1 protein-coding gene is annotated in these 26,679 nt (G+C 72.9%); it reads right to left on the bottom strand.

The window, feature by feature from the left end; translation table 11 throughout:
• Positions 1–18: 18 nt before the first annotated feature.
• Entirely contained in the window at positions 19–26,679 is a 26,661-nt protein-coding gene (locus tag ACIPSE_RS39585) for a hypothetical protein (protein ID WP_401672970.1), read from the bottom strand.

The raw sequence follows: 26,679 nt of genomic DNA, 5'->3' as shown, positions 1-26,679 counted from the left end.
CTGCTCACTGCTCACTGCTCACCGGGACGACGAACTGCCCGCGCCATGGCTCTGCCGCGTCTGCACGCGCAACGCTTCCGGCAGTTCCCTCTCGAAGTAGTGCAGTGTCATCGGGTGGAGCCGCGCGCGGGGTGTCGGATCAGGGTCGTAGAAGGCCGCGTACGCCTCGGCGAACCATTCCACCGGCCTCGAGAACTGGTAGTTGGAGACCGCGTACCGCTCACGCTGTTCCCGGCGGTAGCTCACCCAGCGGTGGTCCGAGGCCACGTGGTACATCCGTCCGCCGATGTCGAGCACGTCCCCGCCGCCGTCCTGGAGCATCCAGGGATGCGCGAAGGCCAGCTGCCCGAAACGGACGACCTGCTCCAGCCGTTGACGGAAGTCGGGGGACCGGTGGGAGTACCCGTCGCGCAGCTGGGCGAACGACCGGTTCCGGTCCACGCCCTCACCTGGATCGAGCGCCGTCACCGTCGCCTCCAGGAGGGTCTCGCCGCCCGGTATGCTCCGCTCCCCGCGTCGATCGGACAGTCCGACCTTGCCAAGGATCGCGTTGGCCACCATGACGCGTCCGCTGACGCCGTAGGTCTGCCAGCCGCCGAAGCGCTCCTGCTCGGAGAGGTCCTGCAGCCAGTTGCTGCGCTGGTCGACGTGGTGTCCGACCTCGTGCCGCAGCAGCCACTTCATGAAGTTGCCGTGCGCCAGGACGTTCGATATACCGCCCATGATCTGCCGGTTCTGCCAGGTCAGACCGAGGGCCCGGTCTCCGCCGCTGCTGATGCCCGGGTAGTCGGTCATGGCCGCCCGGTCCATCGCCCTGAGCTGCCAGCCGCTGCCGCGGTTGAGCTGGGTGAGCAGCCAGGACGGCAGCTGGTAGGGCGAGACGACGTCCACGGTCTGCCGTTCCGCGTCGTACTCGGTGGCGAGGCTGTTGTGCTCCGGGGGCGCGGGTGAGATGGCGACCAGGTCTCTGAGGTGTTCGGGCGGCAGAGAGGCGAGCACACCTTCGATCCGGGAGAGGGTGGAGTGGCTGAAGTGCGCGTTCGGTCGCGCCCGCGAGGGCCCGATGTGTACGCCGTACCGGGTGCTGAGGGCCTGCTCCCGTTCGGGCACACCCTGGTTCCACAGCATGCCGCCGACACCGTGTCCCGCCGACCCCAGCTGGTACATGTTCGACGGCGACCAGCTGTGGTGGGTGTACTGGGGCTGCGGGGGCTGCTGGGTGTGCGGGTGTGCCCCACCGGACGGCCCGGGCTGCGGCTGGTTCGAACGGTGTGCCGGGCTCGACTGGTTCGGCCAGATCCGCCTCATGCCGGCCCGCACTCCGGGAACCTCGGCGAAGCGCGGATCGGTGGCGGCCAGCGTCATGCGTTCCTGTCGGACGGCGGCGGCCACCTCGTGGGCGCGGGACTCGTCATGGGTGTCGTCGGGCCCGAGTACCGCCGCCACCCGGTCGACCCAGCCGTGCTGCACCTCGCGGAAGGCGACGGTGTCCTCGTCGGTGCCGATGGTCACCCGCAGATGCACCTCGTGCCGTGCGAGGATCTCGACCGCCCTGAGCCGGCGGGGAGCGGGCGCGTCGGCCCGGTCCTGCCCGGCTTCGGCCCGCGTCCCGCTCGTGGCGTCCAGAAGCCGTGCGGTGCGTGCGGTCAGGACGTCGATCGCGGCCAGCTCGGCGGAGATCCCGTGTTCGGGCGCCGAGTCCCGCAACCGCTGTGTCTCCTCGTCGGAGAGCGAGGCCTCGCCCCTCCCCCGCAGCAGCGCGTTCACCCGGTCCTGCACCGCGCGGCCGGTCGGGTCGGCAGCCGCCTGGACCGTCGGGTCCTGCGGGTCCTGCGGGTCGAAGCGCTGCCAGGTGCCGGGCTCACCGTCCGGTCGTACCTCCAGGTCCAGCTTGATGGAGGGCGCGGTCTCCGTGGCGTACACCGGACGGCCCGTCACATCCGCGACGGTCTGGGCGAACGCCTGGCTCCGCCCCTCCCCGGCCTGGCCCGTGTAGCACGCGGCGAGCACGATGGGCGCGTCCTGCGGGAGGGCGGCGAGGCTGGGTCGGCGTCGCAGGTGGTGGCCCACCTCGGTCGGGTCGATGCGGTGTTCCGCGCCGTCGCCGTCGGGGAACCGCATCCACGACGGAGTGGCGTGGCCGGTCCAGAAGTAGGCCGGCCGGCCTTGCTCGATCCGGTCGGCCCACGGCAGCGGCCGCGTGTCCGTGGAGACGGTCTCGGCCTGCCGGCGTCCGTCGGCGGCGGTGCGCACCCGGAAGTCGCGGTACTCCGTGGCCGTCGTGAAGTAGGTGTGCTGCTCGTTCTCCGCCCTCCACTGCTCGTAGCCGACCAGCGGGGAGCGGCCGCCGACGCGGTACGACCGGTCGGGAATGGGCTGCGTCGCGAGGTCCTCGTCGACCAGCATGTCCCCGTCGACGGTCAGCACCACGTCGGGTGCCGCGGAGCCGGCCGCCCGCGTCGACGCCAGATCATCGGGGTGGCTGACGGTCCACTTGCCCTCGGGCCGCGCGTCGGCCTGGTTCCACGGCTGTTCCACGGCGTACGTCGTGAGGTGCCGGCCCCTCGATCCGGCGGCCACGTCGAGCGGACCGCTGAACGCCCACACCTGGCGACCGCTGCGGGCGGACAGCAGACGCGGCAGGGTGAGCGTTCCGGCGCCCGCGTAGGAGAGCGCCAGCACGACCGGGGCATCCGGGGGCGCGGTGGCGAGCGCCGGGTCGTCCGCCACCATGTCGGCGAACTCCTCATGGCCGAGGCGGCGCACCACGCCGTCGCCGAACTGCACCTCGACCTGTTCGCGGTCGCCGGTCGCGGTGGCCACGACGACGAACGGCTCGGCGGTACCGGTCCGTTCGGCGTCGGGGACGGTGTCGGTGTCGGTGTCGGTGGAAATCCAGGGGGCGGGCTGTTCCCTCAGGTCGAAACGGCCGTCCTCCTCCCTGACCAGGCGGTGGACGGTTTCCGTACGCACGGGGCCGACCGCGTCGGTGGGCCGGGCCGCCGCCGGGGTGTAGTCACGTCCCGTCGCGCCGTCGGAAGCCAGATCGGTGCGCACGGGGTCGTACGGACCGGCGTACGCGTCCAGCGCCGACACCGGTGCGGCCACCTGCCTGAAGGAGATCCCCAGCGTCAGGCCCTCACGGTCCGCGAACTCCTCGAGCCGGTCGGCGACTTCGTCGGCCCGACGCCCGGACTCCTCGTCCCAGTAGGTGAGTTCCGCTCGTTCGACGTCGGACCAGCGCAGGGTGGTGGGGAGGAGGGCGCCGAAGTGAGCGGTGGTCGCGGGGCGGGCCACGAGGTCCTGGGCCAGGCCGGCGTCATGGGCGAAGTCCGTCGCCTCGGCCAGCGCGAGCCGCACGGCGTCCGCGTCACCGTGCGCCAGCAGCCCCGAGAGCGAGTGCACGGTGAGGCCGTGGTCCACCGAGCCGAACGGACCCTCGGGTGTCGGCGTGTGCAGGGCGACGTCACGCGTAGCCGCCCTCCAGTGCAGGACCAGCCCGCCCGCTCCGGCCCCGGGCGGTGACTGGTGGACGGCGGAGACCAAGGCCCCGCGGAACAGGCTGCCGGGCAGCGTGTCGTCCGGCTGCCGTACGGCCTCCTCGTAGTCCTTGAGCAACTGCCCGAGCGGGGCGCCGGTGTCCGCGGTCAGCAGGGCCGACCATGAGGAGGTGCCCCGGGGCCCGTCGTCGAACGGCACCGGGGTGACCAGAGCGGTCTGCGCACCGAGGCGGCGCTCGACATCCGCCAGCAGACCGTCCGCCTCCGCCGCGTCCAGCGGGTACGCGGTGCCCCACACCTCGTTCAGATGCCGGAGCCTGGCGATCGCCACGTCCGTGTGGTGCAGCGCGAGCCGCTGGGAGCGGCGTTCGGCGCCGACCAAAAGGTGCTCGGCGCCGGTCCCGTCGGAGACGACACCGCGCTCGTCCAGGGCGGTGACCACACGCTGCGCCTCCAGGAGTTCCCGCACCTCCGCGGCGACGGACGCACCCGCGCGGGGCGGCTGCTGCCCCGAACTCAGACGCACCAGGGACATGCGCAGCTCATGGAGCGCCTGTGCCCGGTCCGCGCTGTCCAGCGCACCGAGGACGAGCCTGTCGGTGGGGTCCGCGGACCTGGGACCGGTGCCGGGGGACGGTACGCGACGGGTCAGTTCGGCCTCGATGGCCTCGGCCTGCGCGGTCAGCGCCGCCCGCTCCCGCCGGAACCCGGATGCCCGGGCCACGCCCAGGGCGGCGTCCCGCGCCGAGCTCCAGTCGATCTCGGCGATACGCCGACGCCGTAGCCCCGCCCCCTCCGCCAACTGCACGGTGGGCCCGGTCAGGAACGTCTCCAGACCGGCCCTCTCCAGGTCCTGGCCGAGGACCGCGATCCGCTGCTGGATGAGGGCGGTCCTGCGGCGGAACTCCGCGGTACCGGGGGACGTCACGTCGCTCTCCGGCCGGTTGAGACGCGCCACGACCACCCGCTGGAGCCGGACCAGCCTCCGCCGGGTGCGCTGCTCCGCGTGGAAGGGGTCGTCCCCGAACGGCCCCTCGGAGAGTTGTGGCTGCTCTGAGACCTCTGAGACCTCGGCCCCGTCCTCCCCGCCGCTGCGTGACGTCTCCCCCGCCGAAGGCCCTTCCTCCCGCGCCGTGGTGAGGCCGCGCGCTCCCGCCGCGCCGCCCCGGGTCGCCTGGGTGCCGAACTCCCGGCGCAGCTGCTCGGAGAGCGACTGCGCCCGCTGCGCCGCGTCCGGCTGACCCGAGTAGTCGTAGAGGGTCGCGGCGATCAGGACGGCCATCTCGTGGTGCAGCGCGCTGTACGGATGCCGGGCGGTGCCCGCCTGGTCGAGGGGCGGCGCCTGGTGGCGGTTGGCCATGATCCGCCCGGCCTCGGTAAGGAACAGGGCTTGTGCCCGCCGGTCCAGGCCTCCCATGGTCCGGCGGGCCTGCTGGAAATAGCCGGCCCAGCGCTCACGGACGTCGTCGTCGACGGGCGGGAACGGCGTCACCGACGCCGCCTGCGACGCCACCTCGGCCAGCGCGCTCTCCGGCCTGCGAGTGGTGCCCCGGCTGTCCCAGCGGGAGCGCGCGTACCGTGCCAGGGCCGTCGTGAGAACCGGGTTCGGGGCGTCCTCCTGAGGCAGCGTCCGCGTGAAGTGCTCCAGGACGGCGGGTCCTTGACGCAGGACCCGGGAACCGATCCGGCCCCGGGCCTCACGTGCGCCCTGCTCCAGTTCGTCCTGCACCTCGGCCGCCTGGGCAGCGTGCAGTCCCGAGGCGAAGCCGCCCGGATGGGTGGCGAGTTCGTTCGCGAGCCGCTCGAAGCTCTCGTCGGTCCAGAGCTGTTCCAGCTCCGCCGCGTGGGCGGCGGCGTTGAAACCGTCGTCCATGAACGCGGTGTCGTTGTCGATCGCCGTCACCCGGCGCTGCCGCGCGTCGTACAGGAGGTTGTCCCAGTTGATGACCGTGCCGCCCGAAGGCGTCACCCAGAGGCGGTCGGGCCTGGCGAGGAACGCGTCGGTCACCATCATCAGTCCGCCGATGGCGCGCAGCGAACCGGCGTCCGCGGCCAGGGCCCGGCGTTCCGTCACGCTCAACCGCGACAGGGGGGTGCCCTCGGCGAACTCCGTGACCGTGATGTGGTCGTACTCGCCGAGCAGTTGGTGGTGCGCGCTGTTCCAGTGAGGGTCACGCCCCGTGACGATCGACTCCAGTACCCGGGCGTCGGTGCTCCCCCGGGCGAGCACCCGCGAGCCGGGGACGTGAACGTCCGACACACTGCGGATGAACTCGTCGGCGTAGACGGCGGAAGCGGCGGCGGAGTGGAACTTGACGACCACGCGCCCGCCGTTGCCCGTGCCGAAGATGTGGACACCGCCGTTGTTGCCCTGCCGCCACTCCATGGCCACACCGGCGGGCCAGTCCCGGGGGCGGGTGCCGGCGAGCGCGGGGCCGGGCTGGGCGGCCTGGTGCTGCGGGGCGGAGCTGCCGGAGGCGTACGGCTGCGGGACGTACGCCGCTTGACCAGCGCCGTACGGAGCCTGCGGGACGGAGTACGGGGTCGGCGCGTAGGGAGTCTGGACGTAAGGGGACTGGACGTAAGGGGACTGGGCGTAGGGAGACTGCGCGTAGGGTGCCTGAGGCTGTGCCCCGGGCGGATAGGCGTACGGCATGGAGGCGCCCTGGCCGGAGGGGCCGGGTGCGAAGTGGCCGCTCGTGCCGGAGGGGCCCGCCGCGGCCGGGTCCGACCCGGAACGACTGCCGCCGAACCGCTTCCTGAGCCACTTCCCGGGACCGCCGCCCTCGCCGCCTCGCGTCGCCCGGGTGCCGAACTCCTCCCGCAGCAGTTCGGACAGCACGAGGGCGGGCCGCTGCTCACGCGGGAGGTCAGGGCGCGGCGAACGGCCCAGCTGATCGGCGACGAGCACCGCCATGTCGTCGTACAGGGAGAGGTAGGCCGCTTCCGGGGAGCCGGGCGTGGCGTCCGCGCGGATGATCGGCGGCGGCCGGTGGCGCCCCGCCATGAGCTGCGCGGCGTGCGCCAGCAGCTCGCTCCGCCTCACCTCGCCGAGCAGGGCCAGCTCCGCGTGCGCCCGCGCGAAGAGGGGGGCCCAGCGTCGCCGTACCCCGGCCTCCGTCCCGGCACCCGACTCCCCCGGGAACAACTCCTGACGCAGCTGCCGCGTCAGCGCCCGGCGCTCCCGCACCGCCGGGTCCACGGGCGCCGCGGGCGCCTCGGACCGGGTGGGGGACGCGGACAGCCGGGACCACGTCGTCAGGAAGTCCAGCTGGCCCACCTGGTCCGAGGTCATCGCCCCCCGGTGGGAGGCGAGTCGGTCGATCAGGGCCAGCGTGTCCGGGCGCCGCAGCCGGTGTTCCCGCGCCGCGGTCCACACCGTCGCGAGGGCGCCGGTCAGGAAGGCGTCCTCGGTGTTCGCGAACCTCACCTGGACCGCCGGGTTCGTCGTGGCGCCGGCCGGACCGGCGGTGAACGCCTCGGCCAGCTCCCGGGCGAGGGAGGCCGCGCCCGCTGCCGGATGGGCGGTCAACCTCCTGTGGTGCAGGAAGAAGGCCACGAGGTCGACGACCTGCCCGTGCAGCTGCCGGTAGTCGCTCGCCGCCGCCGACGGATCCTCCTGCCGGGACGGGGGTACGACGTGCTGCTCGGCCACGATCTGCCGTGCCCGCTGGCGGAGTTCGTCGGCGTTCTCCGCCCCGTAGAGGAAGTCGCGCGCGTTGCGGAAGCGGTCGGCCCATTCCTCCAGTACCGCCGCCGAGGGCTCGGGCCAGCGCCGCTGCCCGGCGTCCGCGTCCGCGTCCGCTGCCGGAGTGAGGGAGGGGTGGCCCGTGTTCCCGGGGCCGGTGTCCGCGCCGACCAGCAGGCGCAGCGTCCGCAGTTCCAGGTCCCGGACCACGGAGGCACGTGTCCCGTCCCCGGGCTCACGGCCCCAGACCCGGACCTGGTACAGGATGTCGCGCAGCGCTGTCGGGTCGCCCGGGGTCCGCACGACGCGTGCCACGGCGTCGTCGACCGCCTCGGAGCCGGACGGGGCGACGTCATCCAGCGGGCCCGGCGGCCAGTGGCCGCGCTCACCGGTCAGCACCTCGTTCAGCCGCGACACCGCCGCCATCGCCTGCGCCCACGGATCGCTGAGCTCCGGCCACGCCGAGGGCGCGGAGGTGTTGACGTGGGTGGCGAACTCCGTCAGACGTGTCTCGAAGTCCCGCAGCACCACGGCCGCGTGATCGCGTTCCTGGTCGTCCGGCAGTTGCCGCGGGTCCCCTTCACCCTCGTCGGCGGGCGCCGGGGCAAGGGCACGGCGCACCAGTCGGCCGACCTCCTCCCGCCAGAGCGGCCGGTGGCCGTTCTCCTCACGGCGCCGGAACGCGTCGAGCGCGTCCGTGCTCCGCGCCAGGCGCTCGACGGTCGTCGCGAGGTCCGTGCCGGCCGACAGCGCACGGTGGACGGGCAGCGCGGAGTCCGGTGCGGACCGGGTCCGGCGGGCCGCCGTGTCGTAGCGGTGGTGGGCACGCTCTTTGAGCGTCTCGTAGGTCTCCCGGGCCTCGGCGACGCTCTCGGCGTCGGGGAGCTCGCGCACCTCGACGAGCACCTTCCCGTCGTCGAGCTCCGGGAAGACCGTGTAGATGCTGAGGTTCTCCTGCGTCACGATGCGGGAGGGCTCGCTCAGGGTGAAGCTCTGAAGGTAGTCCCTGACACTCACGTCCTCGGGGAAAGGGGCGTCGAGCGGGTTGTCGGTGTAGGTGCCGCCCGTCGCGCGCAGCGCGTGCTCGGCGAACTTCTCCAGCACGTGGTCGTCGTGGGCGGCGAGCAGCTCGCGCGTACGGGGGGTGAGGTGGCGGGCCAGCGTCGCCGGGTCGTGGCGGGAGGCGGTGAAGAGGTAGCTCTTCAGCCACCGCTGCGGCTGTCGCTTCGCCGCACGGTCCGCCGCGTAGCGCACCCCCGTCATCGCGTGGGTGAACACCAGCGTCAGCAGCCCCGCCAGCGACCGGTGCTCGACATCGTCGAGCAGGTGCCAGGCGACGGCGGGGTCGAGTCCGGCGACCCCGTGCGCCTCGGCGAAGAGCCGGGCCGCCACGTCCTTGGCGAAGGCGGCGCCGGCCTCGATGTCCCGGCGTGAGGTGTCGGACGCCAGCGTGGCCATCGGCTGCGCGTCGTCCAGAAGGAAGTCGATGAGTTCGGACGGGTGCATGCCCACGGTCCACTGCGCGGAGAGGACGAACTCCCTTCCCAACCGCACGTCCAGACCCGCGTCCTGGAAACGCTCGAAGCCGTTCTGCTCGCCGAACAGATCATGCACGGACCGGCCCTGGCTCAGGGTGCGCATGGTGGCCTCGAAGGACTCCCAGAACTTGTCCTCCTCGACGCCGTCGCTCTCGTTCCGATACGTGATCGGCCGGCCGACGATCTCGAGTATCGGGGGCAGGTCACCCATCTGCTCCAACGTCAGCTGGAGTTCGGAGTTGCCGGCCAGGAGCTCGCCGTGTTCGAGCTCCGCGGGCGCCACGAGCCACCACTCGGTCTCGAACTCGCCGCCCAGCTTGCCGTAGCCGGCCCGTGCCGCTGACGGCTCCGCGGACAGCGGCACGCCCGAGGTCTCGGTGACGCGGGACGGCACGGAGGCCGAGGTGCTCGCGCTCCCCTGCGAACGCGGACCCGGTGACCCGCCGGGCGTGCCGTCCTTGCGCCGCAGGTCCGGGAACACCTCGTACAGGCGGGCGGTCAGGGCCCGGGCGAAGAGGACGGCATCCGTCCGCCCCCGGGTGTCGAGCCTCTCGACGACGGAGCGGAGCACGGACTCGCCGAGGCCCCGCCGCGCCTGGTCCTCCTCGCGCGTGCCGATCACCATCGGGTGCCTGAACCCTTCGGCACGGAGGATGTCCAGGGCTTCCCGGACACTCGTGTCGTCGGCTTCCGGACTCTCGTCGGGGGTCGGGGGGAGCGGCTTCTCCTCGGGGGTCGGGGGAAGAGGCTTCTCCTCGGACGTCGCAGACAGCGGGCTCTCGTCCGGCGTCGGGGGGAGCGGCTTCTCCTGTCTGTCGGTTGCGGGGGCGACGTCCGCGGTGGCCGGGGAGGGCGCCGACATGTGTGTGCGGTAGCGGGCGACGAGGCCTTCGGGGTCCGTGTGTCCCCAGGCGCGCAGTGCCTGCTCGTCCCGGCTCAGCCGCATACGTGTGGCGGTGTGCGGGTTCGGCTGCGCGGCCTGTTCGTAGGACGTGAGGTAGCGCTGCCAGGCCTCGGCCCGGGTCGCGGGGAAGTCCTCGGCCCGCTTGGCACGGTTCGGTTCGTACCCGTCGGCGTCCTCGTCGAGCTGCTCCGGCCAGGGCTTACGGTCCTCGGGGGGCGCCGTGGCCGGCTCGGGCGCGACCGGTGCGCCGTCGGTCCGGGTTCCGGTCGCCTCCACGTTCTTGTAGAGCACCGGGGTGACGTCCACGCCGAACAGGTCACGCATCCGCTCGGCGGCACTGGTCAGCCACGCGCGGGCGTCGTCGGGGCTCAGCCCCGGACGGATCTTGAAGCTCATGTAGCGGCCGGACTTGTCGCTGATCTCCCAGCGGTTCGCCTCGGGGTCGAAGGCGAGTTCCCCCGCGATCCGCGCGGGCCGTGCGCGCGTCGCCCCGTCCTCCGTGAAGCCCGCCGCGACCGTGGGGTGTCCCTGGCCGTTGAGCGCCCTCTTGAGTTCCTCCATGGTCAGGTCGGCGTTGGCCGCACTCGCGCGCATGGCCTGGAGGAGCTGTCCGAGTTCGTCCTCCGTCGCGACGCTGAGGACCTGCTCGCTGCCGATCACGATCCGGCCGTCCTCGTCGACCGCGAAGTGCCACTGCGCGCCGGTGCGTTCGAGCAGCGCGGGCCGGAAGTCCTCCAGGCGGTACCACAGCGGGTTCAGTCGTACGACGCCCTGGTCGTCGAGTTCGGTGTCCTTGACCTTCTTCGGGCCCGCCAGGGGTCCGAAGGTCTCGTCGTCCTCGGCGGTGCCGGTGCCCGCGACATACGCCTGCGGGTCGACGCGCGGCCGGTCGGGCGCGAGGGGCGTGACGGTCGTGCCGAGCACCGCGCTCATCCGCTCGGCGGCAGCGCGTACCCACCAGCCGACCTCGGCGAAGTCCGTCCCGGGGCGTTCCTTCGGACCCATGTAGCGGCTGGAGGCGTCGATCTCCCAACGCTGGGCGCGCGCGTCGTACTTGAGCTCGCCGCTGACCCGGCCCGCCCGCAGCCGTGTCGCCCCGTTCCCCTCGAACCCGGCGGCGACGGTGGGCACGCCCTGGTCGTTGAGGATCTGCCTGAGCCCGTCCATGGTCAGGGTGTCGTCGACCCGGCGCATGTCCCGCAGCAGCGCGTCCAGTTCGGCGGGTTCGGCGACCGAGGTCACGTCCTCGCTGCCGATGAGGACATCGCCGTCCTCGTCGACCACGTACAGCCATGCGCCGCCGGTGCGTTCCAGGAGCGCCGGCTTGAAGTCCTCCAGGCGGTACCACAGCGGGTTCAGCCGCAGTTCGCCCGCGGTGTCGTGCTCACCGTCCTTGACCTTCCGGACCGCGACGGCCGGTCCGTACGCTCCGTCCAGTGCCGTCGGGTCCGTTGTCTTCGGCTCTTGTGCTGTCGGGTCCTGTGCCGTCGGGTCCGCGTCGGCGCTCTCCGCGGAGGCCGGGGCGGAGTCCGCCCGCGCGTCGGGTGCGAGGGCGGCGCGCAGCCGTGCCGCGAGGTCCGCGTCGAGGTCCGGGCGGCGCAGCAGCAGACGGGCCTGGTCCATGGGGGACAGACCGGCGTCCCGGACCGGGACCGGGGTGTCCGGGGCGAGCTGCCATGTCAGGTCGAGCGCGGAGTCGTGGGGCAGGCCGGTGAGGTCCTGCCGGGTGACGGGTGTGTCCTGGAAGGGGGAGGCGGCGAGCCGGTCCGTCAGCGCCTCGCTCAGTGCGCCGTCCGACGGGGCGGGCTCGGTGGGTCCCGCGGGCGTGGTCGAGGGCTCGCGCGAGGGCTGGGCCAGCAGGAACTCCGAGCCGCGCTGGTACAGCGTGACCGTCCGGTCCGGAACCGGGCCGGCCGGCCGGTGGGTGTCGTGGGTGCCGTCCTCGTGGACGACGACGACCTCGGCGCCGTAGCTGTTGGCGGCGACCTGGGCGGCGGTGGCCGTGGTGGCGGCGTTCCAGTTGTTGCCCAGGAAGAGCTGCGCCTTGATCAGCGCGCGGCGCTGGTGCCGGTCGAGCACGACGCCTTCGGGCAGCCGGCCGCCGTTGGTCCGGAAGCTCTCGCGCTGCTCGGCGGTGAATCCGCCGGCCGCCGGATCGGCCGTGACGCCGACCCTCGCCCAGGTCAGCACCTCGTGGGTGAAGGGTGTCTCGGGGTCGAGCTCGGCGTTCGCGGGCAGGCGCTGGCCGATGACCCGGTTGACCGGGTCGTGGTTGCGGCGGTGCAGGGCCGTGGCGAAGGCGGACCAGAAGCCGTTGCCGTCACCGTGCGGTTCCTGGAGCAGGTACTCGGTGCCGTCGGGGCCCACCAACTGCCCGGTGTCACGCCGGGTGAAGGCCCGCTCGGGCGTCCGCGCGGTGTTCCACGGCGGCATCTCGTGCGAGGCGCGCCGCAGGAAGTCGGGTGCGGCCACGGTCGGGCGGGCGACGGCCTCCTGGTTCTGGCGATTCTCGTCGGTGACGGCCTCTCGGTCCGCGCGAGCCTCGTCGGCCGCCTCCTGGTCCGGGCCGGCCTCGGCGGATGCGCGCGAGACCGGCTGCGGCAGGTCCGGCACGTCCGCGGGCGCCTGGAACCCGGCGGGAACCGCGAAACGGAAGTGGTTGCCCTCCCGGTGCAGGACGACATGAGGCGTGCCCTCGACCGTGTTCGCCACGGTGTGCGTGTCCTCGGCGCCGAAGTCCCGCGCGAGTCCGTCGGATCCGACGACGGTCACCCGGGCGCCGAACACCCGCGCGGCCACGGCGGGCAGCAGCCCGGCCGCGCCGGCCGCCCACGCCGCGTCCCGCGGTGCGGTGCCGGTCCGCCGCAGCAGCACCCCGGCCAGACGGGCTCGTTGCCCGGCGGAGAGCTCGTGGCGCAGGGGCAGCAGGCCGGTCGCGGTGAACTCCCGGTGCTGGGGGCTGCCCGGTGCGAAGTCGATGCCCGCGCGGGCGATCTCCTCCGCGGTGACCGTGCCGAAGTCGCGGGGCTCGGCGTGCGGGGGCAGGGCCGTGTCGCCCGGCGCGAGCAGGTCGTCCGCGAGCAGCGACCGGAGCGCGTCGGTGAGGGCCGTGCGGTCGTCGAGCGGCACCCGCGCGGACAGGGCGGCGGGCGCCGCGCGGTGGAGCGCTTCGGCGAAGGCGTGGAAGAAGCTGTCGTCGTCGTGGGGTGTGTCGTGGACGGTGTACCGGTCGGCCCCCGGCCAGGGCACGCCACCGAGGGTCGGCGGGGGCGTCAGGACGGGAGCACCGTCGCCGTCCGCGACCTCCACGACGAAACGGTCCACGGCGGGCGCGGGCGTGGACCCGGACCCGGACCCGGACACGGTGGAGTCCGGCTCGCGGTACACGACCTCGGGCGGCTCGGGAACGCCCCTACGGCGCTCCACGCCGTCCGGGCCGTCCACGCCGTCCGGGCCGTCCACGCCGTCCGGGCCGTCCACGTCGTCCGGGCCGTCCACGTCGTCCGGGGCGTCCACGCCATCCGAACCGGTGACATCCGTGTCGTCCGCCCCGGCTTCTCGCGGCAGCCGGTGCCAGCGCGTCAGACGGTCCGCGGCGGCCCGCACCCGGTGGAACTCGGCCGCCGCGTCCTGGGCGGCGGTGAGCGAGGGAAGCAGCCGTGCCCGGTCCTCGTTCAGGAAGGCCCGGGCGGCAAGGAACGCCTGGGTGCGCCGACGGACCGCGTCCCGGGCTGCCACGGCCTCCGGCGACCGGCCGCCGTGCCTCTCGACGGCACGCTCCAGCCACCGCTTGGCGGACGACAGGTCACGCCGGGCGGCACGGTACTCGGCGCGCAGCTGGTCCCGGCCTCCTTGCAGCGCACGCCGCTGCTCCCAGTAGGCGGTGTCCGCGGCCACCCACGCGTCGGCCGCCCGGGGAACCTGCGCCCAGGCGTCGGCGACCCGGGGCGGGAAGTTCTCGTCGGTGACCAGGCCGAGCTGACGCGCGACGTCCTCACTGATCCAGACGTGCGCCTGGCTCTCGGTCTCGACGGCCTGAGGGCCGGGGTTGGTGAAACCGAACGGACCCGACAGCGACGAGAGCCACTTCCCCGCGTCGCTGTCCTTGATCCGGTGCCGCACCTCGCCGACCCCGAGCCAGGCCGTGGGCACCGTGAACAGGAAGGCCCGGCCGACGGTCGGCTTGAGGGTGACCTGTGCCGCGTGGGCGCCGCCCTGCCGGTTGGCCTCGCTCTCGGTTCCCGCTCCGTCCGCGGGCGTGCCCGACGGTACGAGGTAGCCCGCCTCGGCGGTACGTACCTGCGCGTTGCCGGACAGGATGAGCTGCTGGGTGCCGACGCGGCTGACCGAGCGGTCGCCGGAGGCCGTGTCGCGGGCCGCGCTCTCCATGGTGCCCGCCGGTGTCACGGCCAGCAGCTGAGCGCCGGTGAAGTCGGGCCGTGAGTACAGGCGGTAGTCGCCCCGGGCGCCGCCGATGAACGAGTCGTCGGTGAGGCCCGGTACCTGGTATCCGTGGGCCGCGGCGGTGTCGTCGTAGAAGGCGGTGACGGCGGTGTTGCTCAGGCCCTCGTTGAGGGCGAGGGAGGGCTCCGCGCCCGAGCGGGTCAGCCCTCGTCCGCGAGCCTTGCGCAGGACCGGGTCCAGGTCCCCCTCGGCCAGCCGCTGTCCGTCCCGGACGGGGAGGTTGACGCCGTAGGCGCGGGCCAGAGCGAGCTCCGCGGCCTCGACCACGGTGGACAGACCCGTGACCCGGCGGACGAAGTAGCCCGTCTCGGGGACCGCGAACGGGCGGCCTCCCGGCAGTCCCCGGCCCCGCCACTCCTCGATCCGGTCCGGTGCGACCTCGTGCGCGGGCCAGAGGCCGACGGCCCGCGCGGGCGCCGGCGGCCTCGGCACGGCGAGCGGGTCCCCGGGGTCGGGCTCGCCGTCCGGCACGGGAACGCTCAGGCTGAGCGGGACCTGGTCCCGCAGGTGGCCGACGTCGCCGGACACCTCGACCGGCGTGCTTCCGTCTCCTCGGTCGAGGGTGAGTTCGAGCGTGTAGTCGGTCAGGTACTCGGCATGGGGCTCGTCGGTGGAGAACACGTTGTTGCGCAGCCGCTCCCTGGTACGGCTTCCGGTGCTCTGCTGAACGCTGGTGCCCTGCTCGATGAGGGTGGGACCGGCGGCGCGCGCCACGTCGTCACCGGTGCGCAGGCCCTCGCCGACGAGGGCTCCGAGCGCCCGGGCCGTGGTCCTGCCCGACAGTTCCTCGCTGGTCTCGGTCGCGTGCCGCCCGTCCTTGAGGACCAGGCCGTGGTCCAGGCCGTCGAAGCGCGGTTCGTGGGCGATCAGCCGGACCTTGAGCGTCGCGGTGCCGCCGATCCGCATCTCGGTCGGGCCGAACGAGGTGTTGATGTGCGCGCGGGCCAGCTTGCCGGTCGAGGAGGCCTGGTCGCGCAGGGTGCGCATCAGCCGAGGGCTGAGCAGGGTGCGCAGCCGTTCCCGGCTGCTGGTGTCGACGCCCGCGGCACGCAGCCGCTCGTCGAACCGGTTCAGGACCTCGGCGGTGTCGAGGGTGTTGACCGGGTAGGCGCCCAGCGGGTCGCCCTTGAGGAGCGGCTCCCAGCGCTGCTCCGTGTAGAGCGGCACCTCACCGAGGTGGTCCTGTACGAGACCCAGCCGGTGGGCGGTCTTCTCCGGTACGTGGGCGTAGAAGTCGGCGGGGAAGTGCGCCGTGCGTCCGGCCCAGTCGCTGCGGCCCGCGGTGAGGAGCCGGTGCACCGGCCGCAGCAGACCGTCTCCCCGCACCATGGCGGCGATCTCGTGTGCCGTGTCGGCCGTGACGAGCAGGAAGCCGCCCCGCTCGGGCCGGCTGTAGTTCGCGTTCAGGTCGGCGAGCGCCTTGCGGCTGACGGCCACCGCCGTCGCGGACGAACGGGTCGTGCTGCCGAACAAGCCGTAGGTGCCGAACAGCCCCGGCCCCAGCTCGTGGAAGTGCCGCTCGGACTGGGTGACCGTCCAGGCGAAGCTCTGCACGGTGGTCGCGGCTCCCGACACCTGGGTGTCGCCGCCGAGGGTCTCCTCGACCTGGACACCGAGCAGGTCCGAGATCACCCGGGGCGAGAGCAGCCGGGTGCGGTGCACCAGGAGCCCGCGCCTGTTGAGGTAGGGCCCCTGTCCGAAGAGCCCGTTGACGCGCAGTCCGGTGGCACTCGAGGACAGGTCGTGGTTCGCGGTCAGGTACTGCGACAGCAGCGGCCGCAGCGCGGCCTCGCGAGCCGGGGCGCCCGGCTCGGTGAAGTGCCAGGATCCGTGCGCGGCCTCCGCCATGGCCGCGGCGGCCGCCTCGGTGAGGTCCCGGTGCGCGCCGATGCTCAGGACGTGGAACGGCAGGTCGCCGAAGGGATTGACGGGTGGATCGGTGTCGCGCCCCATGGCCAGCGCCTTGGCCGTGGCCGGGCCGAGTCGGGTGACCCGCCCTTCCTGAGGCCGCGGTGCGACGTACGGCCGTGGTGCGGCGTACGGTCCGGCCGCGAGGGTGTGTTCGTCGGCCACGGCCAGCACGACGCGTCCGGTGACCGGGTCGCCCGCCGTGCCGCCGACGAGGTCGACCGGCGGTTCGTGGAAGACGAAGAGCTGGGTACCGAGCAGTCCGGCCGAGGCGACCCCGCGCAGCAGGTAGTTGGGGCGCCGGTAGCCGCCGATCTGGGCACGCAGGTCCACCCGGTACGAGAAGTGCTGGGACCCGCCGGTCCCGACGTGCAGCGTCTCGTACGACGCCGTCGATCCGACGCCGGTGCGCGAACCCCTGCTCAGACCCTGCCGGGGCCCCACGGCGAGGGAGCCGAGGTTGCGCGGCGAACTGCCCTGCCCCCGGATGCCCACCGACAGGTCGAGCCCGGCCTCTCCGCCGTGGACGACGTTGCGCATGTCGTCGGCGCGTTCCGAGGACTGGGTGCCGTGGCGCGTCTTGTGCTCGTCCTGGGTGCCGTCGCTCCGCAGGTCCGACAGGTCGGCGTGGACGACGACGCTGCGGTGCGCGTCGGTGAAGAACCCGGGGCCGCCCAGGGCGATCTCCACCCCGGTGGTGGCGGCCGTCTCCAGGTTCCCGGACATGGCGTGGAAGGAGAGCGTGTTGATGACGGTGAGCGTGTTCTGGAGTGCCGCCGTGTAGTTCTTGGGGCCTCCCCAGCGTGAGTCCGAGGGGTCGCCCAGGGCGCTCAGCGGGGCGACCATCCGGGGATGTCTGGCGGAGAGCGCCTCGATGACGTGGTCGGTGAAGACCTGGAGCAGGGTGGTCGGTACGTCGTCGCCCGACGGCTCCGCGCTGCCCTCCGGGTCGTCTTCGAGGACGAAGGCCTGCGGGCGGCTCAGGCCGAGGACCGTCGGCCGGTCCGGGGTCAGGTACGCCGGGGGGAACGGGCCGGTGTCCTCGTCCCGTGCCGGCGGGGCCGAGCCGTCGTCCCAGCCCGCGAGCCGTCGCGCCTCGTTGAGCGGCATCCGGTCCAGGCTCCACACGCGGAACGCGGTGGGCCGCTCGTCGCCCGTCCTGCGGACGTAGACGATCTTCTCGGCCCGGTAGAGCTCGGTGGGGGCCTTCTTCACCTGCCCGACGATCTTGCGGTTCGCTGTGCCGCCGAAGGCGGAACCGTGGGTGGTGGACCGGCTGTACCGGCCGAAGAGCGCGGTCATGGCGCGCAGTCCGCCCACGTCGCCGAAGAAGTCGAGGAAGTCGGCGCTCGGGCCGACGCTCGCGAAGACCTGCTGGATGTAGGTCTTGGAGATCTGCCGTTCGTTCTTCACCGCCTGCTGCACGGTGAGCCGGAGTTCGGCGGCCTCCGTCTCGTTGAGGTGAACCGCGGAGACGGGCACGATCCGGTCGACGACGAAGGCCCCGAGCGGTGTCTGGTCGTCCTCGCCGCCCTGGAGCTGCCGGGTGGGAACGGCACCCTGAGCCGCGCGTTGGGCGATCCGCCGAAAGTTCTCCGTGGTGAAGAAGCCCGCCGTCTCGTCGTAGGCGGAGTCACCGGGGTGCGCGTCGAGCCGGCCCAGTGCCCAGCGCCGGATCTCGTCGACGGGGCCGAAGTCCTCGGTGCGTACGAACCGGAAGTCGGCGTCCGGCTGGAAGACCAGGTCGGCCGGTGCGCGCTCGGACGGTGCGGGTGCGGTCGTACTGTCCGACAGTCGCACCGTCAGACCGTTGCGCACACCGAAGGCGAAGTGGGTCTCACCGGGGAAGACCGCGTCCGTGGACAGCAGCCCGGGACTCACCACGTAGACCTCGTAGTGGACGTCGGTGAGGTGCAGGTGTGAGGCGTCCCCCGTCCTGGTCTCGCTCTGCTGGAGCGTCTGGTCGGGCATGGCGTAGTCGAAGGACCGGGTGAGACCGAACGCGGCACCGACCCGCCCGTAGGCGCTGGGCCCGCCCGGCACCGGACCGGCCGAGACGGAGGGCGCCACCCGCACGGTGGAGCTCTGCATCGCGTGGGAACCGGCGGTGACCTGACTGCGCTGCACCGAGTCGAACTTGACCGGGGAGCCGGAGTCGTCGGCGAACCGTTCCCAGCCGGTGTGCGGATACGTGGTGACGTGGATCTGCCGGATCACACCGTGCTCGTCCAGGAAGGTGGGCGACCGGTATCCCTCGCCGAGGAACGCCTGGGGAGCGTCCCGCAGGGCGCGCGCGAGGTGGTCCAGCGCGGTGGCCCGGTGCCGGCTGCCGCCGCCCGGCGCGAGGCCCGCCCGGGCCGCGACCTCCGCGACGACCTGATCGACGCCCCGCAGGGTGACGCGGCTGTGCCCGTAGGCACCCCACGGGGTCTCCGGGTCGCCGTCGCCGGTCAGATGGACGGGCAGGCCGCTGCCGTCGCTGAAGGTGATCCGCCGGCCGTGCGGCGAGGGCGACGGGAGCGAACGGTCCAGACGAGGCGGCCGGTGCTCGTCGAGCTGGGCCTCGACGGTACGCCTCGCCATGACGGCCGGCGCGCGCTCGGGTTCACCGGCGTCGTCGGCGAACCGGACGCGCCTGGGGGGCGTCCCGGTCGTCGGCGGGTCCGTGGGGGCGGGCTCCTCGCCGTCCGGTTCGGCGGAGGGTTCCACAGGTGTCTCGGACGCGCCGGGTGCCTCGGGTGTCCCGGACGTCCTCGGGGTCCAGGTCGCGAGCGCCTGTTCCAGTCGCCTGATCTGTTCCGGGTCCGCTTCCGGTGCCTGGCGGGCGTTGTGGAGGGCCTGTTCGAGCCCGTTGCGCATGGCGTCGTCGGTGGCCGCCATCCGGACCTGGACCGGAGCGGACCCCTGGGCTCCACCGGGGTACGCCTGGTCCAGAACGGCGGCGACGACGTTCGCCCGGTGGTCCAGGCCGCGCCACTGGTCGGCGGGCCGCAGCCGTCCATGGGCCCAGACGACCTGGTTCTCGGCGAAGGAGACACCACGCCCCCGCTCCCCGAACAACCGGTTGACCTGGCCGGTCAGATAGCGCGCCTGTTCACGTGTCAGCGGCGGCGGGGCGGCGAACCGGCCCGGTGCGGCCGGTCGCGGACCGCCCATCGCCGTGTACAGCTGGTCGAGCCGGGCCAGGGCCCGGGGGTCCAGGTCGAGCCCGATCAGCCGCGCGAGCGCGAACTCCGGCTTGAACTCCAGCGGGTTCGTCGTGGCGTACGCGCCGAGATGCCGTACGACCGCCTCGTCGCCCGGCTGCGCGAAGTCCGTTCCGACGAGGTCGGCCTCGGCGGCCGGGTGCTGCGCCAGGGAGAGGTAGTGGAACATCTCGTGCAGGACCACGCCGAGCGCCCGGTCCTCCATCCTGTCGTCGACGGCGTCCGAGTCCTCGTCCACGAATCCCGCCGGATGACGGACCGCCAGCATCGGCGTCAGGAACATGTGGTGGGGCGCGTGGAAGGACGCCAGCGCCGTGTCGGGCACCACACCCGTGATCGATTCGGTCTGTACGTCGAGTTCGGGGTTCCCCCGTTCGTCGTAGGCCAGGGTGACGTCCACCTGCCGGTGGTACCGGGGCAGATAGACGTCGAGGACGCCTTCGGGAGCGGCGTAGCCGGCTTGTTCGAGCACTCCGATCGCCCGCCGCAGCACGTCGATCCGGCGCTCGGCGAGGGGGTCTCCCGGCGAGTGGTGCACACGGAGCGGGAAGCCGCCGACCCGCTCGGTCAGGACGGCGAACCGGGTGTTCGCGTCCGCGGTCATCCGGGGGTCGCGCCGCCCGAGATACGTCTCGAACTCCGGTACGTCGATGAGGTAGGGCCCCATCAACTCCCTCAGCCGGGCGTCGTCGACCCCGTCGACCGTCATTCCCCCGGTCTCCTGAAGGTCCCTGATGCCTCGGGCCGCGTTGCGGTCCGCGCGCCGCAGATGCTCCTGGACCGCCGCGGCCGACAGCTCACCCCTGTCGGTACGCGGGTGGGCCACCAGGTAGTAGTCCTCCATGGCCGGGTGCGGGACCTGCCCGTCCGGCAGCGGCTCCCGGCGCACGTACGGGCTCATCGCCGGAGCCACCTGGGTGTACGAGGGAAGGACGGGCCCGGCCCAAGGTCGGCCCATGGGCGCGGCGGAACGACCGTGTCCGGCCGTGCCGGGGCCGCGCGAGGATCCGGCCACGCCGGGGGCCGGACCGTACTGGGGCGGCCCGGGAAGGTACCGGGGTTGTCCCGGGAGATACGTCGGCTGTCCCCAGCCCTGGTGTCCGGCGGGAGCCGTGCGGGAGGCGGGAGGGAGGCGGACCCCGTGGGCGGCGAGCGGCCCCACCTGGTCCGGCCGCGGTGACACCGCGCCCCGTTCGACGTCGTCGACCCAGCGGCGGGTCAGTTCCGTCCAGTACCGCCGGTCGGGCGGCGCCGCCGCCAGCTCGTCGAGGACCGCGTCCAGTGCCCTCGTCCCCGCGACCAGCCCGGAACGTCTGGTCGTACCGAGGCGCTCTCCCAGGTCACGGGAGAGGTCACGCGCGGCCTCCTCGCCGTGCGTGTGGTACCGGTCCGCCACGAGGGTGACGATCTGCTCGACCAGCCGGCCGTGCGCGGCCTGCGCCTCGTCGCTCGCCCCGCCCAGCAACGTGGTGTGTCCGGCGCTGACGATGTGGGACGCCTGGCGGTGTGCCGCCTCGGCTGCCCCGGCCCCGGTCTTCTCCAGCCGTCGCTCGGCGGCGGCGACCTCCCGTGTCAGGGACTCGCCCGGAGCCTCGGCGGGGGGTGCCGTGGGTTCCGGCGAGTCAGGCGGCCCGTCCGGCAGGCTGTCGGCGCTGAACACCGTACGGAGTCGGCTGGGCCCGCCTGGTCCGTCTCCGGGTGCCTTGAAAGGGTCGTGGAAGGCGAAGGCGGCCGAGACCGTGTCGCCGCCGGGCCATGGCGCGGGCCCGGTGACCGCCGTCTCCTCGGCCGGCTCCTCTGCGATCGTGCCCTCGTCCGGGGCGGGCACCAGGGAGTTCTGCCGGGAGAACCCGCCCTCGAACGTGGGCACCTGACCGGGGCGGAAGATGATGACCTGTTCCGAGCCGTCGTGCACCGGCCTGGTGATGTTCCGGAAGATCTCCTGGTCCTCGGGCTTCGTCGGACGCCAGTAGGTCGCGGCGCCGTGCACGACCGGCCCCACCTGGCGCATGATCTCGTCCACCGCGTGCTCGTAGCGACGCGGTGTGAGTTCCGATCCGTGGGTCGGGGTGAAGAGGTCGAACAGGTCGATGTCGCTGGCGATGGGCCGCAGTACGCCGTCCTCGTCATATCCGTGGACGACGCCGTCGACGACGGGGTAACGGTCCTTCTGCCGCTCCATCTCGTCCCGGTAGGTGCGGTACTCCTCCTTGCGGTGCCGGTAGCGCTCACGGATGCGCTCGCGCATCGCGGGCTCGTAGCCCGACAGGTCGGACGGCAGCCTGGGGTCGAAGAACACGACCTTGGCCAGGTCGAGTTCGTTGTACCGGTGGCGGACGCGTCTGCCGCGGGAACCGCTGGTCGTCGCGTAGGCGAGGAAGAGGTCGTAGGCGTTGAGGGACTTCGTCTTGATGTCGAGCGGCTTGGGGAGCGCGCCTTCTTCGAGGCGCCTCGCCGCGTGCTCGTTGACCGCTCGGGCGACGATGACCAGCCCCAGCTCACGGCTGAGCCGGCGCAGCCGCTCGGAGTTGCCCGCGGAGATGCCGCCGATACCCCGGGCGGGCAGCGCCTCGGGGGGCCGCCAGCCACCCCAGTCGGTCCCGAAGCCGCTGCTGACGGCGGCGCTCGGACGCGGGAGGGCGGGGGCGAGCATGGGCGCCGAGGCCGAGGTCGTCGCGGTGGACGTCGACGGGGCGATCTCGTCGGGGGCGACGGGCTGGTCCCATCCGTGGGGCGGCCGGGAGGCGGAGCCGCCCGTGCCCGGGAAGAACGCGCCGGTGGCGATCTTGTTGCCGATGAGGTCCGCGCGGCGGGTGAGGGGCTGCGAGTACCAGGAGTCGGACAGCTCACGGTAGGCGTCCTCGACCCGCTGGGCGAGGTCGTCGTCGGCCTCCCGGCCGGTCTGTTCGGCCACCAGACGGTTGATCTCCAGGCGGTCGGCCGCGGGGAGCCAGTCCCAGGTGGGACGGTCCGCGTAGGCACCCGCCTCGTTCTCCAGACGGCTGATCCAGTTGCGGTGGCTGTTGTCCATGAACACCTGGACGAGCTCCCGGACGTTCCGCACCCGTGACGTCAGCCGGTTCCGCTCGGTCTTGTTGAAGAGCGGCATGGGGATGTCGTCCCGCAGCTCGGGGAGGGCGTGCACGAAGCCGGGCATGTAAGCGGCGCGTTCCAGGCGGAAGTCGGCCGCCAGGCGCTGGAGCGACTGGAAGTCCTCGGCCTTGTCGATCTGCTCCATCTCGCTCGCGACATGCGACTTGATGAGCTGGTAGACCGTCTCGATCCTCCGGTACTTCTCCTCCTCACCCCGCTGAGGCTTCGTCAGCATGGCGTTCCGGTAGCGCTGTTGGATGTCGTTGTCCTCGAACGCCTCGGCCCGGGCCAGCGCCTGGTAGACGCTGGTGAGGTGCCGGAGCTCCCCGCCCTCGGTGAGCCGGAGGGGACGGTGCTGGAACCGGTGGAGTGTGACGGACTTGCTCATGTGTCCGGTACGGCTCTCCTGGCTGAGCACCTCCCAGCCGTCCGGACCGCGCCACAGCATGTTGGTGGTCTCGAACATCGGGGCGACGGCCCCCGTCTGGCCGGCCGGAGCGACGTCGTAGTACTCGCCGTCGCCGTACCAGTCCGTGGGCCGCTTGATCTGGCGGAAGCGCTCGGCGTTCGGCACGTTCGAGAGGGACCCTGGGGACTGGAAATGCCAGGCGGTGAAGCGGCCGTCCACGGATCCGGCCGTGACCGCGAGCGCGCATCCGTTCATGGTCGGGGTGACCACGAAGTCCGGGCTGAACTCCGTGTCGCTCGGGTCGCGGACCACCTCGGTGTGGCCGAGGGCGTTGTCCAGGTCGCTCGTGGCACCCGTGAGGTAGGGGATGAAACCGGCCTGGAGGTAGGCGGCGTCCTTCCGCGTCGCCGGCAGCCGGCCCGCCGGGATCTCACTGAACGCGGCGGTGTCCGGATAGAGCTGCGCGTACTTCTCGATGGCCGGTGCCAGCACGTACGCCGGCCTGCCGGAGGTGTCCCGTTCGACCTCGACCAGCACGAACCAATGGCGCCGCATCGAGGTGTCGTTGAGTGCCGCGACGGCCTTCACGGCCTGCTCGGACGTCAGCCGGGGCGCGTACAGCTTGAGGCCGGCCGCCATGTCCAGGGAGATGACGTTGTGCTCAAGGAACTGCCGGGGGTCCTTGCGCAGAGCCGCGACGGTGGAGGTCCGTACATGCCCCGGGCTAATGGGCGTACGCGGATATCTGCTGGGCCCAGCGCTCTGCGGCGTTCGAGGAGTCCGCAGGGGGCCCGGCGTCCTGGGCGCCCGGGCGCTCCTCGGCGTCCTGGCCGTGCGGGGTGTTCTGGCGGAGGCGGGCGCGGGCGCGTCGGCTCGTCGCGGTGTCCTGGCAGGCGCGGAGGCGTCGGTCGTACGGGACGACCCGGCGGTGGAGGTGTCGGTCGTACGGGACGGCCCGGCAGTGGAGGTGTCGGTCGTACGGGACGGCCCGGCAGTGGAGGTGTCGGTCGTACGGGACGGCCCGGAGGCCGAGGTGCCGGTCGTTCGGACCGGCTGCGGGCGCGGTCGGCGCCCGGCGGTACGCGGGGTGCTCGCCGAGGTCGCGGTGCCCGGCGTCCTCGGGCTGCGCAGGCCGGCGGAGGTCCGGGAGCCCACCGGGGCGCGGGAGTCGCGGCGGCTGGGTGCCGAGAGGTCCAGTGCGGGCGGGGCGATCCGCACCCGGCGCTCGGGGCGCCGGACCGGCACCGTGGCGTCCGCGTCCCCGGCAGGCGTCTGCCGGGTACCGGCGCGCGCCGTCTGTCCCCTGCGCACGGCGTCCGCGTTCTCCGCGATGAGCCGTTGGTTCAGCGCGTCGGTGCTGTCGTCCTGGGTGAGCGCCATGCCGATGAAGGGGGCGCTCGTCATGGTGGGAGACATGTCGGCGAGCAGCGCCTTGCCGTCGGCGGATGCCGGATCGGCCAAGTCCCGGTCCGCGTGGGCGAGGTCGGCGAGCCAGCGGGAGATCTCCTCCCGCGACCGGGGCAGCCGCCCGGCCTCCGCGACCCTCGCCGCCTTCTTGTCGACGTCGGGAGCGGAGTCGGAATCCGATTCGGGGTCGGGGACGGGGTCGAAATCGACGAGCGTGTCGCCGGATTCCGACTCCGAGTCGAAGACCGTTTCGAGGTCGTCGAAAGCGAAGTCGTCGACGTCCGCGGCATCGGCGTGCGACACCGTGGCCATCGGGACGGGTGCGGCGAGATCGTCGTCCGGCGCGGCGGGCGAGGCCGTGTCCTCGGGCTCGCCGGGACGCGGGTCCGACTCGGTGACCGGGCCGGTCTTCTTCCGGTCCTTCTCACGCTCCGCGGGCGCACCGGGCAGCACGACGTGCGGAGCGGGCGAGGAGACGGTGGCCATGGCGGTCGGAGCGGTGTCCCCGACCTCGGCGTCCCCGTCCGCGGTGGGGTCCTCCTGCCGGGTGGCGTCGTGCGAGTCGGTGTCCTTCGAAGCGGTGCCCGTGGTCGCGGTGGCGTCCTGGTCGGCGGAGGTGACCGAGGTGGCCGGGCTGTTCGGGGTGGTGGCCCGGTCGGTGTCCCCCACCGCTCCCGGGGCGCCGCCGTCCTGCGTAACCGCGGGAGTCTGTGTCGTACGGGGAGGCTGGACCGTTCCGGGGGTCTGGACCGTTCCGGGCGCCGGGGTGGCTGCCGGCGGTCCGGTGACCGTGACCGGCCCCGGCGCCGCGAACTCGGCCTGTCCCGGCACCTGCTCCTGCCCCGGGCCGGTGGCGGTCTCGGCGTCGGTCGTCGCGGGCGACACGTCGGAGTACGGGTCGGAGGAGGCGTCGGAGGACGCGTCGTGCGCCATGCCTTCGTCGTCCGCGGCGGAGGTCTGGGCGGCCGGCTGCGCGCCGTTCTGCGCGCCGTTCTGCGTCCCGTTCTGCGCCGGACCGGCCGGGCTCGCGGCCGGTGCCGTCGGGGTGCCACTCGGAGAAGTGGTGGTGCCGTGGCCGGGGACCGTCGGCGTTCCGGTGTCCTCCTCGGCCGGCGGACGGGTGCCGGTCTCGTCGCCGGTGGACGTCGCCGGGGCGTCGGGCGCCTGCGTCTGCCCCGCGCCCTTGACCGGCGTGCTCCCGCCGCCCGGTGCGCTCCCGCCGCCCCCGGACGTGGTGGCCGGACCGGCGCCGTGGCCCGCGCCCGCGCCCGTGGCGTCGGTGGAGACGTGCGGGGTGTCCACGCTGGGGGTCTGCGAGGTGGTGGGGATGGGTGACGGGCCGGTCCCGGCGGTGTCGTCGGGCTGGTAGGTGGCCGGACCGGACTGGCCCGCGCCCACGGTGGGGACCTGGGTGTCCTGGGCCGGGTGGTCGGAGACGACAGGTGTGCCGGTGCCCTTGGCCGGGTCCGTGGTGAGTCCGGCCGAGACGGTGTTGGGGGTGATGGAGAGGTTCTTCGGGAGGACGAAGTCGTGCAGTCCGAGACCGGCCTTCTGCACACCCTCGAATATCAGCCCGGTGTTGATGCTGCTGACGACGGCACCGTGGAAGGTCGAGAAACTCAGGCCCTGGCCGTAGACCGCGGCCTCGGCGAACGTCTCGGCCGCGCCCTCGCCCAGTGCGTCGAATGTCCGGCCGCCGGTGTCGGAGGCAAACTTTCCACCGGTGGACAGGGGTGGGTCCGAGGTCAGGTTCTTCGCCCCGTGCTTGGTGTCTCCGCTCAGGGTGTTCGTGTGGACATCCGGCGTGTCCGGCTTGCTGTCGAACTTCTTGTCGAAGCCCGGCCCGAGGTCGGCCTTGTCCTTGAAAAGATTCTTGAAGAGGTTCTTTCCGCCGTGGAACAGGTGGTCGAAGACCGAGGTCAGACCGCCGGTGACACCGCTGAGGATGACGTCCTTCAAGTCGATGCCGTGCGGCTTGCGGTCGGGCGCCGCCGAAAGGATCAGCGCGAGCCGCGCGGCGAGCGTGGTGAAGGCCTCTTCCAGCGCCTCGCTCAGGGTCGGCAGCAGATGGAAGCGCTTGGCGAAGATCTCCAGGATCACCAGGATCCGGGCGCGCGTGCGCAGCTTGGCCTCCACCGCCTCGCCGGCCGTGGCACCACCGGTGAAGAACGACATGACGGCCAGGAACAGCAGCTCCGCCGCCAGGATCGCCAGCTCGATCAGCAGACTGATCTTCGACTCGGCGATGTCGATGGAGGTCTTGACCCGGCCCTCCGAGATGTCGTCCAGCTGGTCGGCGAACTCGGTGACATGGTTCTTGCCGCCGTCGTCGGTGAGGACGCGCACGCCGCGCACGTAGGACTCGGCGTTGTCGGGAGGCAGCACCTTGGCGGCGTAGTGGATCGACTCGTTGAGCAGGTCGCCCAGTTGACGGATCCGGCCCGAGAAGTTCTTGTACGCCTCATGGCTCATGTAGGCGAGGTCCTCGTTGGCCTGCGGCAAGCGCTCGCCCATGAGGGCGTAGAACAAGTCGTTCAGCCAGTCAGGGACCTGGATAGCCAT

The sequence above is a fragment of the Streptomyces sp. NPDC090106 genome (assembly GCF_044747265.1).
Lineage (GTDB): Bacteria > Actinomycetota > Actinomycetes > Streptomycetales > Streptomycetaceae > Streptomyces.
This window is presented reverse-complemented; position numbering and strand designations above follow the sequence as displayed.